Below are 15,246 nucleotides of genomic sequence, written 5' to 3'. Positions count from 1 at the left end.
CTCGCGCGCGGGGCGAAGCAAGCGATCGTGAGATCACTCAGCGGTGTCGCGCGTGCCGCGCAGCGCCCGGACGAGGAAAATGACCGGCCAGCGCAGCACGGACATCCCGCCCGCCATGACCAGCAGCCCCCAGATCGGACCGTTCTGATAGGTCACCCAGCCGACCAGCGGCACCCCCACCGCGATCAGCCCCCACGCGCCCGGCCAATGAAACCGCCGCGGCCCCATCGCGATCAGCGTGGCTATGAGTGCCCAGACACAAGCGAGAAAGAGCGAGACGGTCATGAGAAACCTCCCAAGGCTGCAATCAGGGCCGCTCCGGCGACCAATGCGCCCACCACCGGAACCGCCATCGGCACCTTGAACGGCGCATAGTCGGACCGGCTTTTCAGCGCGACGAGCGACAAGTTAACGAGAAGGAAGACGCCCAGAAGCACCTTCGAGGTAATACCGGCCAATTGCTCGACCGGGGCGGCGAGCGCAAGCGCAATCATCGCCACGCCGCAAAGAAGTGTCGCGAGAACCGGCGTGCCAAAGCGCGGATGCGCCTGATGAAAAACCGAAAGCGCGGGGCTGCGGCGACCGAGACCGAACAGCACGCGCGCCGCCATCACCACCTGCGCGAGCACCCCGTTCAGCGCCGCCGCCACCGCGATCGCGGCGAGGATTCCGGGCGCGTGCCCCGCCGATTGCCATACCAGCGCCAGCGGCTGTTCGGAGCGGGCGAGATCGGCCAGCGGCACCGCACGCACGGCGGCATAGCTCACGGTCAGATACAGAACGGCGGTGATCGCGAGCGCGGCGAGGATCGCGCGCGGCATGTCACGGATGGGGTCGCGCATCTCCTCGGACATGTTCACCATGTCCTCGAAACCAATGAAGGCGAAGAAAGCGAGCGAGGCGGCCGCCGCGATCCCGGCCCAGTGCGGCGCGGGCAGCGGCGTGAGATCGGGGCTCGGATCGGCGGAGAGCCCCGCCCAGATGACCAGCGCGAGCCCGACCACCTCGACCAGCGTCAGCGCCGCGGCGAGACCGACGGATTCGAGCACGCCGAGGCATGCGACGCCGATCAGCGCCAGCCCGAAGGCGATCATCACGCCCTCGACCGGCAACGGCACCAGCAGCGTCAGGTACCCCGCCCCACCGCGCAGCACCGCCGCCGCGGAGACCGTGCCTGCCACGACAATGCCCAGACCCACGATCAGAGCCAGCGCATGGCTGCGCAGCCCTTCCTCCACATAGGCCGCCTCCCCGGCGGCTTCGGGGATGCGCGAAGAGAGTTCGGCATAGGAAAGCGCCGAGGGGGCCGCGATCAGCCCCGCAAGCACGAAGGCCAGCGGCGCCCAGATCCCTGCCTGCGCCGCGACCGCGCCGACCAGCACGTAGATACCCGCGCCCACCATGACGCCGACCCCGTAGCCGGTCATCAACCACGGACCCAATCGACGTTTCAGATGCGCCTCGTCACGCATAGTGTGGCTTTCCTTGCCCACATGAGACGACGTGGCAGCGCCGCAAGCCTTTTTGATGTCGTGCCGGGTCACCCCGGCGCCTGCTCAGCCCCCCAGCTTCGCAGGCAGGTTGTTCGCCCAGGTCGAGATCGTCCCCGCCCCGAGGCAGACGACGATATCGCCGGGACGCGCCTGTTCACGCACCAGCCGGGCCAGATCATCTTCCGACAAGATGGCACGAGCATGACGGTGACCATGCGCGATCAGACCGGCGACCAGATCGTCGCGCGTCGCCCCCTCGATCGGCTCCTCGCCCGCCGAGAAGACCTCGGCGATGGCGACCACATCGGCCTCGTTGAAACAGGTGCAGAAATCGTCGAACAGCGAATGCAGACGCGAATATCGGTGCGGCTGGTGGACCGCGATCACACGCGCACCGGGCTTCACCGCCTGACGCGCCGCTTTCAGCACCGCGGCGATCTCGACCGGGTGGTGACCGTAATCGTCGATGATCGTCACCCCGCCCAGCACGTCGCCCACCTTGGTGAAGCGCCGGTTCACACCGCCGAAGCCCGCAAGCGCCTCCTTGATCTCGCCCATCTTCATCCCGAGGTGGCGCGCCACCGCGACGGCCGCCAGCGCGTTCGAGACGTTATGATCGCCCGGCATCGGCAGCGTACAGCCCTCGATCACCGGCTTTCCCTCTTCGCCCTGCAGCGCGATGTCGAAATGCGCGACGCCCGCCTCGTAATGCAGGTTGATCGCGCGGATATCGGCCTGCGCGTTGAAGCCGAAAGTCACGACGCGGCGGTCATTGAGCTTGCCGACCAGCGTCTGCACCTCTGGATGATCGGTGCAGCAGACAGCCAACCCGTAGAACGGGATGTTCGAAACGAAATCGTAGAAGCCCTTGCGCAGCGCGTCGAAGGACCCCCAGTGCTCCATATGCTCGGGGTCGATATTGGTCACGATGGCGATGGTCGCGGGCAGACGGTTGAACGAGCCGTCGCTCTCGTCGGCTTCCACCACCATCCACTCGCCCGCGCCTGCGCGCGCATTCGAGCCATAGGCGTGGATGATCCCGCCATTGATCACGGTCGGGTCGAAATTGCCCTTGTCCAGAAGCGTCGCGACCAGTGTCGTGGTCGTCGTCTTGCCGTGGGTACCGCCGATCGCGATGTTCGATTTCAGGCGCATCAGCTCGGCCAGCATCTCGGCGCGGCGCACGACCGGAAGACCGCGGCGGCGCGCTTCTTCCAGCTCGGGATTGCCCGGCTTGATCGCGGTGGAGATCACCACGACTCCAGCCTCCCCGATATTCTCGGCGCGCTGGCCTTCGAAGATGGTCGCGCCCAGCGTGGCCAGGCGGTCGGTGATTTTCGAGGATTTCGCATCCGAGCCCTGAACCGTAAAGCCCTGCGTCATCAGCACTTCGGCGATGCCGGACATGCCGATCCCGCCGATACCGACGAAATGGATGGGGCCGAGTTCTCCGGGCAGTTTGGTCGCGTTCATTGAGTCTTTCCTGCTAGGTCTTCGACGAGGGCGACAAGCCGCTCGGTGGCGTCCGGCACCCCGTAGGAGAGGGCCGCGCGCGACATCTGCAGCGCGCCCTCGGGGTTGTCCAGCACCAGTGAAATTTGATCCGCGAGGCTCTCTGCCGAGAGCTGGCTTTCGGGGATGGTGATCGCGCCGCCGGTCTTCGCGAGACCGCGCGCATTGGCCGCTTGGTGATCGCCAGCGGCGGCGGCATATGGGATCAGGATCGCGGGCCGCCCGATGACGGAGATATCCGCGACCGATGATGCGCCCGCGCGCGAGATCACCAGCTGACATTCGCTGAGGCGGCGCGGCACGTCGTTGAAGAAGGGCTCGACCTCGGCGCTGATGCCCGCGGCCTCATAGGCGGACACGACCCGGTCGAGATCTTCGGGGCGCGCCTGATGGGAGACGCGCAGATTGGCGCGGGCGGCTTCGGGCAAGCTCGCCATCGCGGCCGGAACCGTGTCAGACAGGATGCGCGCGCCCTGCGAGCCGCCGATCACGAGGACCGACATCGGGTAATCGCCCGGTGGAATATAGGCAGCCCCCGCACGCTCCAGCACGGAAGCCCGCACCGGATTGCCCGTGTGCTCGCCCTGCACGCCCTCGGGCAGATCGGTCGGCCAGGTGCCGCAGGCGAAGCGGTTCACCCTCTTGGCGAAGACGCGGTTCACCTTGCCCATGATGCCGTTCTGTTCGTGAATGGCACGGGGGATGCCCAGGAACACCGCCGAGGACAGCGCCGGGATCGTCGGATAGCCGCCGAAACCCACCACGACCGTCGGCTTGTCCGACAGGTTCTTGCGGATGGCCGAAGCCACGCCGCCCGCGATCTTGAATGGCACGCCCAGCTTGCCGAGTGCGCCACCGCGCGCGAATGTCGCCGAGGCGATCTGTTCGACCGTCACCGTATGGGGAAAGCCGCCCGCGTAGCGCGCGCCGCGCGCATCCGTGGATAGCTTGACGCGCCAGCCCCGGCGCACGATCGCCTCGGCCAGCGCCTGTGCGGGGAACATGTGCCCGCCGGTGCCGCCAGCGGCAATCAGCAGTAGCGGGGTCGTGTCCTTGGCCATGTCCCCCTCCTGAGGGTTTTAGCGACCGCGCCGGGCGAGAATATCCGAAATCTGCCCCTGCGGCCGGGTCCGAGTCAGCGCGAGCAACATACCCACCGCAATCCCCGAAGCAATGACCGAAGAGCCCCCGTAACTGACGAACGGCAAAGTCATGCCTTTCGCGGGCAGAAGGCGCACCGCGACGCCCATGTTGATGATCGCCTGAACGCCGAAGGCGCATGCCAGACCCGCGCCTGCGAGCCGGGTGAACGGGTCGCGCTCCCGCATCAGGCGCAGCAGCGACCGGATCACGACCGTCGCGTAGAGCGCGATGATGACGAGGACAAGGATGAGGCCGTATTCCTCGGCGGCGACCGCGATGATGAAGTCGGTATGCGCATCGGGCAGCGACCATTTCACCGACCCCTGCCCGACGCCCACGCCGAAGAACCCGCCCTCCTGGATGGCGTTCGTCGCGTAGCCGATCTGGGTGCGCGGGTCGACATCCGTCGACAGGAACCCGTTGATCCGGCGCGCGAAGTGTTCCGAGAAGTTATAGGCGAAGAAGCCGCCTGCGACGGTCATCGCCCCGATCCCCGTCAGCAGCGCGATCGGCGCGCCCGAGATGAAATACATCACCGACCAGGCGAAGAGCACCAGCGAGGCCTGACCGAAGTCGGGCTGCAGCGCGAGCGCCACCACGATGATGACCATCAGCAGGAAGGAATAGAGCCGCCCCTTCGGCCCGCCGACCTCATGCGCTGCGGCCATGAACCAGCCGGTGATTATGACGAAACCGGGTTTCAGGAATTCGGAGGGCTGGATCGAGGCGAAGCCGAAGGAATACCAGCGCACCGCGCCCTTGCCGAAATCGGTGCCCAGCACCGGCAGCAGCATCACCGCGATGAACGCGCCCACGAAGCCGATCACGCCGAGCCTGCGCACCTGTTTCGGATCGAGCATCGAGATGCCCAGCATCACGCACAGCGCCAACACGCCGAAGGCCGCCTGTCGTTTCACGTAATAGAAGGGTTCGAGTCCGTTGCGCTCTGCCAGCGGCACCGAGGCTGCGAGCCCCAGAAGCATGCCAAGGCCGAACAACGCCAAAACGGCGCCGAGCGCCCATTTGTCGATCGTGCGCCACCATTTCGGTAAGACGGGTTCACCGACCCGCACGGGGACGGTGCCGAATGCCATTTCTGTCATGGGCTATACTGCCGTTACTGCCTCGAATACGCCCGTTTTCCGGGTCTGAATGGAATCGTAGCCCAAAAGCTTTGAGATGACTAGGAAAATTCAACTGCGACGCGATCACTCGGCGATGATCGGCAAGGGCAGGTGCGATGGCCACCGCCCTCAGGTCAGGTCAAGCTCCTCGAGGATGCGCGGGAGCTTCTTCTTGATCTTGAAGAAACCGGCCGTGGCATGGGCCAGATAGCGCGATCCCAATCCCTATTGACCTCGCACAGCGCAATACCGTGCTGGCCCAGCGCCGCGTCCGCCCTCTCCCGCCAGTCGCCAAGCGGACCGACCGGGATAAAGGGCGTGACGATCTGCTTGGCACCAAGGCTTAGCGCCCATTCCACGAGCACGGCCAGATCGTCGGCTCCCATGGGCCGCCCTTCAGAGATTCCTGAGCGAACCGTAGCATCGGCGAGCGCGTCACGCTCGAACCGGGCGACATGTTCGGCCACCGCGCGCGGCGAGCGCAGATGGCTTGCGCTTACGGTCGCCACCCCGCGCAGGTCAAGCGCGCCCAGATCGAAATCCTCGACGCGGCAGTCTTCCTCGGTAATCAGAAGCGCCGTGGGCAGCCCCGGCTGCGGGGCGCGCGGCGCGCGTAACGGGGCGACCGGGGGCAGCCCCTCTGGCTCTTGCACCTCCAGCCCCGCACTCACCGCCGCAAATTGTGCGGGATCGGGCGCGAACCGCCCGCCGGTATAGCGCGCGATATTGGCAGCTTCGGCGGCATAGAACTTGCCCCGCGTATGCAGCCCCGCCACCCAGCGCCAGCTGAGCGTGTTCGAGGCCGGATCGCCATCGAGCAGGTTGCGATAGAAGAAATCCGCCCCGATCCGCCACGGCAGCCGAAGCGTGAAAATCCAGATCGAGGCGAACCACATCCGGGCGTGGTTGTGCAGATAACCGGTCTCTCGCAGCTCTGTCGCCCACGCGTCGAAACAGGCGATACCGCTGCGTCCCGCCTCGGCGTCGTTCACAAGCGCCGCTAGCTTGGGGCTATCCTCGAGCGTCGCGAGGTCGTGCGCCAAGCCGTCGCGATAGCGCATCCAGATTGCCGGACGATGCTCCATCCAGCCTTTGAAGTAGCCTCGCCAGAGAACCTCCTGCACGAATTTCTCCGCAGCTTTTGCCCCATGGGCGTCAAGTGCCCGCGCCACTGCATCCCGCTCCAGCACGAGACGGCGGCGCAGATAGGGAGAGAGTTGCGAGACATCCCTGTGCCGACCGGCCCCGTGATCGAAATTGCGCCCCTGCGCGTAAGCCGCGCCCATCCTCGGCGTGAAGCGCGCGAGGCGCTCTTCGCCCGCAGCGCGGGTGGCGGCAGGACATGGCAAAGGCTCGGCTGCAGTCACGGCGTCTCCTTTTGTGTCAGGACTACCGATCTACGCCGCGAAGAAGATATGCGATCACTCGGCCAGTTCGAACCGCACCGTCGGGTTGCTCATCAGCACCTCGACCGACCCGTCGAACGTACCCAGCCGCACGAGGCTCGGCGAGTTGGCGAAGGGCTTGTAGAAGATCGCGAGATTGCCCCACGGCGCATCAAGCGTGATGTCGCCCGTCTTCGGCTCATAGCTCCGAGGCGCGTTGGTCGTGTCGAGTTCGCGCGGAAGGTCGGCGATCTTCTCGACGCCGTGGACGTCTCACAGGGTCAGCCCCAGCGGATCAGGCTCGCGAAATCGCGCTCCCGCGGGCGTGTCGTCCAGCTTCGCGGTCAGCACCGTCTCGCCTGCGGTCACGGTCACTATGATCGGGATCATGCTGTCTCCTTTCGCTTCCTGAGCGCTGGCCATGCTCGCGACGATGAACAGCGCCGCGACGGGTCTGAGAAACCTCGGAAAGCGCATGGCCGGTGCCTCACGCTGCTGGAGGCAATACTGCCACAGATGAACGGCGCTCATCTGTTGCGACCTGGGGCGCGCAGGTAAGCGACGCAGGCTACCTGAAATGACGCACTGTATAATCCGTGGACGTCATGAACCACGCGCCACCTCTATTACCCCAGCCGACAGCGCACGTCCTCCGCCTTCGGGGCGGTTCTGGAAGCCCTGCGGGAGCGCAGTTGACCGGGCTCCCATTATCACGCTCGGTTGAATGAACCTGCACATTCATGGCTCTTGCTCATGAGTGCTGTAAAGATTCCACCGATTATCCTGTCGCCCCTGCCGCACTAGGTTGCAGGGCATGAACCGAAGTCGTGCACTTCAAACGTCCCGTCTATGGCGGGCAGCTCTGATTTCGAGAACCTGCGCGGCTGAGCCCCGCACTCCCGTACCCCAAGAAAGGAGTTTTCCCATGAAGATCATTCGCTCCGGCACCAACGCCTCGATGCAGGGCCCCGAAGACTGGTTCACCGGCACCGTCCGCGTCGACCCGCTGTTTCAGGCCGAAGAGCCCGGCCGCACCTCGGGCAGCCATGTCACGTTCGAGCCCGGCGCGCGCACCGCATGGCACACCCACCCGGCGGGCCAGACCCTAATCGTCACCTTCGGGCGCGGCCGCGTCCAGCGCGAAGGCGGCCCCGTCGAAGAGATCAGCCAGGGCGATGTCGTCTGGTTCCCGGCAGGCGAAAAGCACTGGCACGGCGCCTCGTCCGAGACCGCGATGAGCCATATCGCGATTCAGGAGAGCATCGACGGCTCGCCGGTCACATGGCTCGAGAAAGTCGCCGACGAAGACTATAACGGCTGACCCTGATGGCCGGGCCCGCGCGGCTCGGCCTTCTCTCCAAGAACGAAACGATGCGAGCGGCTTCCGCGAGTACCGCTCGTCGCAAGCGGCTGGATCCGCTCTCCATCTCCCGCACTCCCGACCGCACCTTTATCCAGCGACCACAGCGTGGCCGGCACCGAGCCCTACTCTTTCGCGGACTGCATTGAACCGGCGAAGAAGTATTCAAAGTCGTTGCTACTGACCGACCGGTCAGTTACTTTCTTTCCATGACGACCTCCGACTCGCCCGAGCCCAAATTCCGCCGTCGCGCCGAGGCGCGGCCCGACGAGGTGCTCGACGCGGCCCTCACGCTCTTCGAAGAGAAGGGATACGCCCATACGTCCGTGGCCCAGATCGCCAAGACCGCAGGGCTCTCCAAGGGGGCGGTCTACCTCTATTTCCCCTCCAAACAGGCCATTCTCGAAGGCTTGGTGCGGCGGGCTGTCTCTCCGATCGCCGCGCGGGCGCAAGCCCTTGTCGAACTGAGCTCCGACGACGCGCGCGGCACGTTGCGCGCGCTGTTCTCGCTGATAGCGACCTCGCTTTCGGACCCGAAGGTGCTGGCGATCCCCAAGGTCGTGATCCGCGAAGCCGTCGTCGCCCCCGAGATCGCCGCGATGTATCGGCGCGAGGTGTTCGACCACGTCCTGCCCGCAGCGACTGAAATGGTGCGGCAGGGCATCGCGTCAGGCCAACTACGCCCGGTCGATCCCGAACTGACCCTGCGCTCGGTCATCGGTCCGATCGTCGTGCATCTCATGCTTGCGGAAATCTTCAACGTCGTGCCGGAGGGCGGGCTCGCGATCGACCAGTTGATCGAGAACCACCTCGATATCCTGTTCCACGGCGTTTTCCTGTCCACAGAAGGTTCGACCGATGCTTGATACCATCCTCGCTTGGATCAGCGCACTGCTCGCCGCGATCATTCCCGGCTATGGGGACGCCCCGGTGCCGCATTACTCGGGCTATGTCGAAGGCGAATACGTCTACGTCGCCCCCTCGGTCACCGGACGCATCAAGACGCTGGCGGTGGTGGAAGGCGACACGGTGAAGGCCGACCAGTTCCTATTCGACATGGATTCGACCAAGCAGCAGGCTGCGGTCCGCGCCGCCGAAGCCAAGATCGGGACCGCGAGCGCCAATCTGAACAACCTCGAAACCGGATCTCGCGATCCGGAGATCGAGGTAATCAAGGCCTCGCTGGAACAGGCCATCGCGCATCGCAATCTCGCGGAATCCGCTTTGAAGCGCACCGAAGATCTGTTCGCCCGCGAGATCGTCGCGCAGGCCAAGGTGGATGTCGACCGCGCTGCGCTCGAAGAGGCCGAGGCGCAGGTCGCCCAACTCAAGGCTCAGCTCGAAGTGGCCGCCCTGCCCGCGCGCAGCGCACAGCTTCTGGCTGCCCAGAAAACCCTCGAGGCAGCACAGGCCGATGCCGATCTCGCGCGGTCGCAACTCGATGACATGACGGTCGCCGCGCCGGTGGAGGGGCGGATCGAGACGGTCTATTACAAGGCCGGGGAAGTGGCCGCAGCGGGGGCGCCCGTGCTGTCGATCCTGCCGCCGAACGCGCTAAAGGTCCTGTTCTTCCTGCCCGAGGCCGAGCGCGCCGACTTTGCGCTCGGCGATCAGCTGGAGATGGAATGCGACGGCTGTGACACCGGCATCAAGGTGGCGATCAGCAAGATGGCTTCCGAGCCGCAATACACGCCGCCAATCATCTATTCCCGCGAAGAACGGTCGCGGCTCGTGTTCCGCGCGGAGGCGCGCATTCCTGCGGGCGCGACGCTCCTGCCCGGCCAGCCGGTCAGCCTGAGGCGAGTGAAATGACCACGACGCCGGCTGCGACCTCCGAGACCGAGCCCGCGATCGAGGTGCGCGGGCTAACGAAAATCTATGGTGGCAAAAAGGTCGTGGACGCGGTGGACATGTCGGTGCCGAAAGGCGCGATCTACGGCTTTATCGGACCCAACGGCTCGGGCAAGACCACCACGATCCGGATGATGTGCGCCCTGCTCACCCCCGATGGTGGCGAAGGTCACACCCTTGGCTACGACATCCGCAAGGACGCGCGCCTGATCAAGGAAAACGTCGGCTACATGACGCAGAAGTTCTCGCTCTATGGCGATCTGACGATCCGTGAGAACCTCGACTTCATGGCTCGGATGTATCGGGTGAAAAACCGCAAGAAGGTGGTGGACGAGACGCTGCGCACGCTCGGCCTCGAGGGGCGCGGCAAGCAGTTGGCAGGCACGCTGTCGGGGGGCTGGAAACAGCGCCTCGCGCTGGCTGCGTGCATGCAGCACAAACCCGCGCTCCTCTTGCTCGACGAACCCACCGCCGGGGTCGACCCGAAGGCGCGACGCGACTTCTGGGACGAGATCCGCCAGCTCAGCAAGCAGGGCGTCACGGTGCTGGTCTCGACGCATTACATGGATGAGGCGGTGCAATGCGACTACATCGCCTATATCGCCTACGGGAAGAAGCTGATCGACGGGCCGGCGGCCGAGATCCCCCATCAGGTCGGCCTGACCACCTGGCGGGTCTCCGGCCGCGATCTGATCCAGCTAGAAGACGATCTGCGCGCCGATCCCAGGGTCGAACAGGTGGCGCGGTTCGGCGCCCAGCTTCATGTCTCCTCGACCGACAGCGCCGGGCTTGACGCGGTCGTCGCTGAAAAGCGGAACGAAAACGACGCACGCAAATGGGAGAAGAAAGAGGCCGAGCTCGAAGAGGTCTTCATCTACCTGATGGCGACAGCGGCCGACAATTTCGGTGTCAACGGAGGCCCCTCCGCATGAGCTGGTTCTCTCTGTCGCGTTTCGGAGCGGTGCTCTACAAGGAATTCATCCAGATGCGGCGCGACCGGATGACCTTCGCGATGATGATCGGCATCCCGATCCTGCAGCTGATCATGTTCGGCTACATCATCAATTCCGACCCGCATCACCTGCCAACCCTGATCGAGATGGCCGACGAGAGTCCGGTGGCGCGCGCGGTGCTGTCAGGCATGGAAACCTCGGATTACTTCAAATTCGAGGGCATCGTGACCAGCGCCGAAGAGGGCGCTCGCGCGCTTCGCGACGGCACCGCGAATTTCGTCGTGGTCATTCCGCCCAATTTCGAACGCGACATCGTGCGGGGCCTCTCGCCGAAGCTGCTGGTCAGCGCCGATGCCTCCGACCCGACGGCGGTGGGGACGGCCGTAGGCGCCCTGGCGGGGATCGTCGACACCGCGGTGAAGCAAACGTTCGAGGGCCCCCTCGCCCCGGTCGCAGGGCAGTCGCCGCCGTTCTCGGTCGTCGTGCACAAGCAATTCAACCCGGCAGGCGAAACCTCCCTGAACATCGTGCCGGGGCTGATCGCCGTGATCCTCGCGATGACCATGGTGCTGATCACGGCCATCGCGATCGTACGAGAGACGGAGCGCGGCACGATGGAGACCCTGATCGCTACACCAGTCCGACCGCTCGAGGTGATGCTGGGCAAGATCCTGCCCTATGTTGTGATCGGCTACATCCAGACCATAGTGTTCCTGATCGCCGGGAAGCTTCTGTTCGGGGTGCCGTTCCTCGGATCGGGTCTGGCCTTCTTCATCGGCTTCAACCTCTACATCGTGGTGAACCTCGCCCTCGGCTTCCTGATCTCGACCCTCGTGCGCACCCAGATGCAAGCGATGCAGGCGAGCTTCATGACGATCCTGCCGACCATCCTGCTCTCGGGTTTCATGTTCCCCTATGCAGGCATGCCCGGCTGGGCACAGGTAATCGGCGCGGCGATCCCGGCCACGCATTTCCTGCGGATCGTGCGCAAGGTGATGCTCAAGGGCGCCCACCTGGCCGACATCACCGGCGACCTGCGCGCGATCCTGATCATCGGCGTGGCGATCATCGTCATCTCGCTGCTGCGCTACCGGCAGACGCTGGATTGATGCCGGTCCAGCGAATGAAATCAGATCGAAGATCGTAACCCTCTGGAACAGAAAAGCCCCTGACCAGACGGTCAGGGGCAGATCTTTTCAAATCAATAGCCGGATCAGCTCAGCCGCATTTCGAATGGCCGCAATCGGCGCAGGTCATGCAGCCTTCGACCATCCGGAGGGCGTAGGAGCCGCAGGACGGGCAGGCCTTGCCGCGGGGGGCTTCGCCGATGGCCATACGGTCGGCCTCGGGGTCGGATTTCAGGCCCATGCCCTCGCCTTCGAGAAAGCCGATGGAGATCATGTGACGCTCGATGACGCCGCCGATCGCCGCGAGCATGGAGGGGATGTATTTGCCCTGCATCCAAGCGCCACCGCGCGGATCGAACACGGCTTTCAGCTCCTCGACCACGAAGGAGACATCGCCACCGCGCCGGAACACCGCCGAGATCATCCGGGTCAGCGCCACGGTCCAGGCGAAATGCTCCATGTTCTTGGAGTTGATGAAGACCTCGAAGGGACGGCGATGGCCGCCTTGGACGATGTCGTTAATCGTGATGTAGATCGCGTGCTCCGAGCCCGGCCACTTGATCTTGTAGGTCGAGCCTTCGAGCGCCGCGGGACGGTCCAGCGGCTCGGTCAGGTAGACCACATCGGCGCCCTCATCGACTTCCGGCGCGTCTTCGGACTTCTCGGAAACGCTGAGAACCGAGCCGGTGACGTCGTTCGGACGGTAGGTGGTGCAGCCTTTGCAGCCGGTGTCCCAAGCTTCCATATAGACCGATTTGAACGCCTCGAAGGGGATATCCTCGGGGCAGTTGATGGTCTTGGAGATCGAGCTGTCGATCCATTTCTGCGCCGCCGCCTGCATCCGGACGTGGTCCATCGGCGCGAGCGTCTGGGCATTGACGAAATAGTCGGGCAGCGGTTTGTCTCCGAACTTGTCGCGCCACATCTGCACCGCGTAATCGACCACTTCTTCCTCGGTGCGCGAACCGTCGGGCTGAAGCACCTTGCGCTTGTAGGCATAGGCGAAGACCGGCTCGATACCGCTGGAGACGTTGCCCGCGTAGAGCGAGATCGTGCCCGTGGGCGCGATGGAGGTCAGCAGCGCATTGCGGATGCCGTGCTCGCGGATCGCTTCGCGCACGTCGTCATCCATCTGCATCATGTTGCCCGAGGCGAGGTATTTCTCGGCGTCGAACAGCGGGAACGGCCCCTTCTCCTTCGCGAGATCGACCGAGGCGAGATAGCTCGCCCGCGCGATCTGCTTCATCCAGGCTTCGGTTTGTGCCGCGGCCTCTTCCGAGCCATAGCGCAGGCCCAGCATCAGGAGCGCGTCGGCCAGACCGGTCACACCCAGCCCGATGCGGCGCTTGTTCTGCGCCTCTTCGCGCTGCTGCTCCAGAGGGAAGCGCGAGGCGTCGACCACGTTGTCCATCATGCGGATCGCAAGGCGCACCATCTCGTCGAGCTGCTCGGGATCCAGCCCGGCATCCGCCTCGAACGGGTTCGTCACGAGCCGCGCGAGGTTGATCGAGCCCAGCAGGCACGCGCCATAAGGCGGCAGGGGCTGCTCGCCGCAGGGGTTGGTCGCGGCGATCTGCTCGACATAGTTGAGGTTGTTCATCTTGTTGATGCGGTCGATGAAGATCACGCCCGGCTCGGCGTAGTCATAGGTCGCGCGCATGATCTTGTTCCACAGATCGCGGGCGTTCAGCGTGTGATAGACCTTGTCGCCGTATTTCAGATCCCACGGACCATCCGCCTTCACGGCCTCCATGAACGCGTCGGTCACCAGCACGGACAGGTTGAACATTCGCAGACGGGCCGAATCCTGCTTGGCGGTGATGAAGCTCTCGATATCGGGGTGATCGCAGCGCATCGTCGCCATCATCGCGCCACGGCGCGAGCCCGCCGACATGATGGTGCGGCACATCGCATCCCAGACATCCATGAAGCTCAGCGGGCCGGAGGCATCGGCGGCGACACCCTTCACCTCGGCCCCGCGCGGACGGATGGTCGAGAAGTCGTAGCCGATTCCCCCGCCCTGCTGCATCGTCAGCGCGGCTTCCTTGAGCATGTCGAAGATGCCGCCCATGTTGTCGGGGATCGTGCCCATGACGAAACAGTTGAACAGTGTCACGGCGCGGCCCGTGCCGGCACCTGCGGCGATCCGGCCGGCGGGGAGATATTTGAAATCTTCCAGCGCGCCGTAGAATTTCTCCTCCCATTTCGCGGGCTTATCCTCGACCTCGGCCAAGGCGCGCGCGATACGCCGCCAGCTGTCTTCCACGGTGGCGTCGATCGGGGTCCCGTCCTGTTCCTTCAGGCGGTATTTCATGTCCCAGATCTGTTCGGCAATCGGGGCGGCAAAACGGCTCATGAGGTCCTCGTGGCAGCAGTTCGAGTGAGGTCAGAAATCGAAAGCCCCCGCCGCATATCGTGCGTCGGGGGCGGGCTGACACTATACCTAAGGCCTCTTCGCATGACCAGACGCAAATCGGACATTGCCGTCGCGGGACCGAAAACCTAATTAGGGAGCATGGGTGACAAAGTGGTGAATCTGATCAAACTGTGCGTCGGCGCCGAGAAGGTCGAGGACCTGATCGCGTGGCAGGCCAGCCGTTATGGCAAAGGGCCGGCGATGCATGTCACGCGCATGTGGCCGAAACGCGCGGACGAAATCCTCAACGGCGGGTCGCTGTACTGGGTCTTCAAGGGCGCGGTGCTGGCGCGCCAGCGCATTCTGGAACTGTCCGAGGTGATGGGCGCGGACGGGATCGCGCGCTGCGCCATCGTGCTCGACCGCGAGGTGATCCGGACAGAGGCTTTATCGCGTCGCCCCTTCCAGGGCTGGCGTTATCTCAGCCCCGAGGATGCACCCCGCGATCTGCCCAAAGGCCGTGCCCGCGAAGAGGCTCTGCCCCGCGAGCTTGCAGTGGCGCTCTCGGAAATCGGCCTGCGCTAAGAGCCGAGCCAGCGTTCAGCCTCCGCCTGCACGGTAAAGATGCGGAACGCGCCGCCCTCGCCCTGCAAATCCGCCTCGGAGCGCATATCCTCAGGCACGACCAGCGCGCAGCGCCCGGCCTGACCGTCTTCGCAGCTTTGGCGCAGCCCGCCGATCAGTTCGGCCATGTAGCCATCGAAGCGCGGCGCGACGACGACCATCATCCGGTCCGCCGTGCCTACGAGGCGCATCGCCTCGGTCACGTCATGCTTGAGAACGGTGCCCGACGCGCGGAGTGCCGCGACGCCTTCGGGTCCATCTTCCATCTTCTCGATCATCGCGAAAATCCTTCACTCGAACCTAGGCGGGTGGAGCGTC

At 64.8% G+C, this 15,246-nt stretch carries 14 protein-coding genes; 6 read left to right on the top strand and 8 right to left on the bottom strand.

The genetic code is table 11. The features are described 5' to 3' along the window. Nucleotides 1-33 precede the first annotated feature (33 nt). From B6V76_RS14395 to B6V76_RS14370, 6 genes are all read right to left on the bottom strand, one after another. Entirely contained in the window at nt 34-285 is a 252-nt protein-coding gene (locus B6V76_RS14395) for a DUF2484 family protein (protein ID WP_075775604.1), read from the bottom strand. Beyond that, complete coding sequence (locus B6V76_RS14390; RefSeq protein ID WP_075775605.1) at nt 282-1,472, bottom strand: APC family permease; 1,191 nt, start codon at nt 1,470-1,472, stop codon at nt 282-284. The genes B6V76_RS14395 and B6V76_RS14390 overlap by 4 nt, the downstream gene beginning before the upstream one ends. 84 nt (nt 1,473-1,556) lie before the next feature. Next, complete coding sequence (gene murC, locus B6V76_RS14385) at nt 1,557-2,966, bottom strand: UDP-N-acetylmuramate--L-alanine ligase (RefSeq protein ID WP_075775606.1); 1,410 nt, start codon at nt 2,964-2,966, stop codon at nt 1,557-1,559. Continuing rightward, nucleotides 2,963-4,066: a UDP-N-acetylglucosamine--N-acetylmuramyl-(pentapeptide) pyrophosphoryl-undecaprenol N-acetylglucosamine transferase gene (locus B6V76_RS14380; RefSeq protein ID WP_088727768.1), complete on the bottom strand. Its 1,104-nt coding sequence runs from the start codon at nt 4,064-4,066 to the stop codon at nt 2,963-2,965. The genes murC and B6V76_RS14380 overlap by 4 nt, the downstream gene beginning before the upstream one ends. Nucleotides 4,067-4,084: 18 nt before the next feature. Beyond that, the gene (locus B6V76_RS14375; protein ID WP_075775608.1) at nt 4,085-5,251 is read right to left on the bottom strand and encodes a putative peptidoglycan glycosyltransferase FtsW; all 1,167 of its coding nucleotides are present in this window, start codon (nt 5,249-5,251) and stop codon (nt 4,085-4,087) included. 155 nt (nt 5,252-5,406) lie between these two features. Beyond that, on the bottom strand, nt 5,407-6,639 hold the full coding sequence (locus B6V76_RS14370; RefSeq protein ID WP_346426012.1) for an FAD-binding domain-containing protein: 1,233 nt from the start codon (nt 6,637-6,639) through the stop codon (nt 5,407-5,409). Nucleotides 6,640-7,582: 943 nt separating this feature from the next. On the opposite strand from B6V76_RS14370, the gene B6V76_RS14360 reads away from it, so the two are divergent. From B6V76_RS14360 to B6V76_RS14340, 5 genes are all read left to right on the top strand, one after another. Then, complete coding sequence (locus B6V76_RS14360; RefSeq protein ID WP_088724885.1) at nt 7,583-7,978, top strand: cupin domain-containing protein; 396 nt, start codon at nt 7,583-7,585, stop codon at nt 7,976-7,978. Nucleotides 7,979-8,226: 248 nt separating this feature from the next. Then, nucleotides 8,227-8,883 (top strand): TetR/AcrR family transcriptional regulator, encoded by a 657-nt coding sequence (locus B6V76_RS14355; protein WP_088727766.1) that lies wholly within the window; start codon nt 8,227-8,229, stop codon nt 8,881-8,883. Beyond that, complete coding sequence (locus B6V76_RS14350; RefSeq protein ID WP_088727765.1) at nt 8,876-9,829, top strand: biotin/lipoyl-binding protein; 954 nt, start codon at nt 8,876-8,878, stop codon at nt 9,827-9,829. Before B6V76_RS14355 ends, B6V76_RS14350 begins: the two co-directional genes overlap by 8 nt. Next, nucleotides 9,826-10,800, top strand: a complete 975-nt coding sequence (locus tag B6V76_RS14345) for an ABC transporter ATP-binding protein (protein ID WP_088727764.1) — start codon at nt 9,826-9,828, stop codon at nt 10,798-10,800. Before B6V76_RS14350 ends, B6V76_RS14345 begins: the two co-directional genes overlap by 4 nt. Beyond that, nucleotides 10,797-11,930 carry an ABC transporter permease gene (locus B6V76_RS14340; protein ID WP_088722584.1) on the top strand — a complete coding sequence of 378 codons (1,134 nt, stop codon included), beginning with the start codon at nt 10,797-10,799 and terminating at the stop codon, nt 11,928-11,930. Before B6V76_RS14345 ends, B6V76_RS14340 begins: the two co-directional genes overlap by 4 nt. 109 nt (nt 11,931-12,039) lie before the next feature. On the opposite strand, the gene B6V76_RS14335 is transcribed toward B6V76_RS14340, so the two are convergent. After that, on the bottom strand, nt 12,040-14,304 hold the full coding sequence (locus B6V76_RS14335; RefSeq protein ID WP_075775614.1) for an adenosylcobalamin-dependent ribonucleoside-diphosphate reductase: 2,265 nt from the start codon (nt 14,302-14,304) through the stop codon (nt 12,040-12,042). A gap of 159 nt (nt 14,305-14,463) precedes the next feature. Between B6V76_RS14335 and B6V76_RS14330 the strand changes: the two genes are divergently transcribed. After that, nucleotides 14,464-14,889, top strand: coding sequence for a DUF1489 domain-containing protein (locus B6V76_RS14330; protein ID WP_075775615.1), 426 nt, complete (start codon nt 14,464-14,466; stop codon nt 14,887-14,889). On the opposite strand, the gene B6V76_RS14325 is transcribed toward B6V76_RS14330, so the two are convergent. Then, nucleotides 14,886-15,206 (bottom strand): hypothetical protein, encoded by a 321-nt coding sequence (locus B6V76_RS14325; protein WP_088724881.1) that lies wholly within the window; start codon nt 15,204-15,206, stop codon nt 14,886-14,888. The genes B6V76_RS14330 and B6V76_RS14325 overlap by 4 nt on opposite strands. Nucleotides 15,207-15,246: the final 40 nt, after the last annotated feature.

It is taken from the genome of Thioclava sp. IC9 (genome assembly GCF_002213225.1).
GTDB classification, from domain to species: Bacteria; Pseudomonadota; Alphaproteobacteria; order Rhodobacterales; family Rhodobacteraceae; genus Thioclava; species Thioclava nitratireducens.
Note: the sequence above shows the minus strand (reverse complement) of the source record. Positions and strands in the feature narration are given on the sequence as shown.

Bases quoted from the DNA above. Each gene is read 5' to 3' on its own strand.
- B6V76_RS14395 (WP_075775604.1), bottom strand. From the start codon at position 285: ATGACCGTCTCGCTCTTTCTCGCTTGTGTCTGGGCACTCATAGCCACG.
- B6V76_RS14390 (WP_075775605.1), bottom strand. From the start codon at position 1,472: ATGCGTGACGAGGCGCATCTGAAACGTCGATTGGGTCCGTGGTTGATG.
- murC (WP_075775606.1), bottom strand. From the start codon at position 2,966: ATGAACGCGACCAAACTGCCCGGAGAACTCGGCCCCATCCATTTCGTC.
- B6V76_RS14380 (WP_088727768.1), bottom strand. From the start codon at position 4,066: ATGGCCAAGGACACGACCCCGCTACTGCTGATTGCCGCTGGCGGCACC.
- B6V76_RS14375 (WP_075775608.1), bottom strand. From the start codon at position 5,251: ATGACAGAAATGGCATTCGGCACCGTCCCCGTGCGGGTCGGTGAACCC.
- B6V76_RS14360 (WP_088724885.1), top strand. From the start codon at position 7,583: ATGAAGATCATTCGCTCCGGCACCAACGCCTCGATGCAGGGCCCCGAA.
- B6V76_RS14355 (WP_088727766.1), top strand. From the start codon at position 8,227: ATGACGACCTCCGACTCGCCCGAGCCCAAATTCCGCCGTCGCGCCGAG.
- B6V76_RS14350 (WP_088727765.1), top strand. From the start codon at position 8,876: ATGCTTGATACCATCCTCGCTTGGATCAGCGCACTGCTCGCCGCGATC.
- B6V76_RS14345 (WP_088727764.1), top strand. From the start codon at position 9,826: ATGACCACGACGCCGGCTGCGACCTCCGAGACCGAGCCCGCGATCGAG.
- B6V76_RS14340 (WP_088722584.1), top strand. From the start codon at position 10,797: ATGAGCTGGTTCTCTCTGTCGCGTTTCGGAGCGGTGCTCTACAAGGAA.
- B6V76_RS14335 (WP_075775614.1), bottom strand. From the start codon at position 14,304: ATGAGCCGTTTTGCCGCCCCGATTGCCGAACAGATCTGGGACATGAAA.
- B6V76_RS14330 (WP_075775615.1), top strand. From the start codon at position 14,464: ATGGGTGACAAAGTGGTGAATCTGATCAAACTGTGCGTCGGCGCCGAG.
- B6V76_RS14325 (WP_088724881.1), bottom strand. From the start codon at position 15,206: ATGATCGAGAAGATGGAAGATGGACCCGAAGGCGTCGCGGCACTCCGC.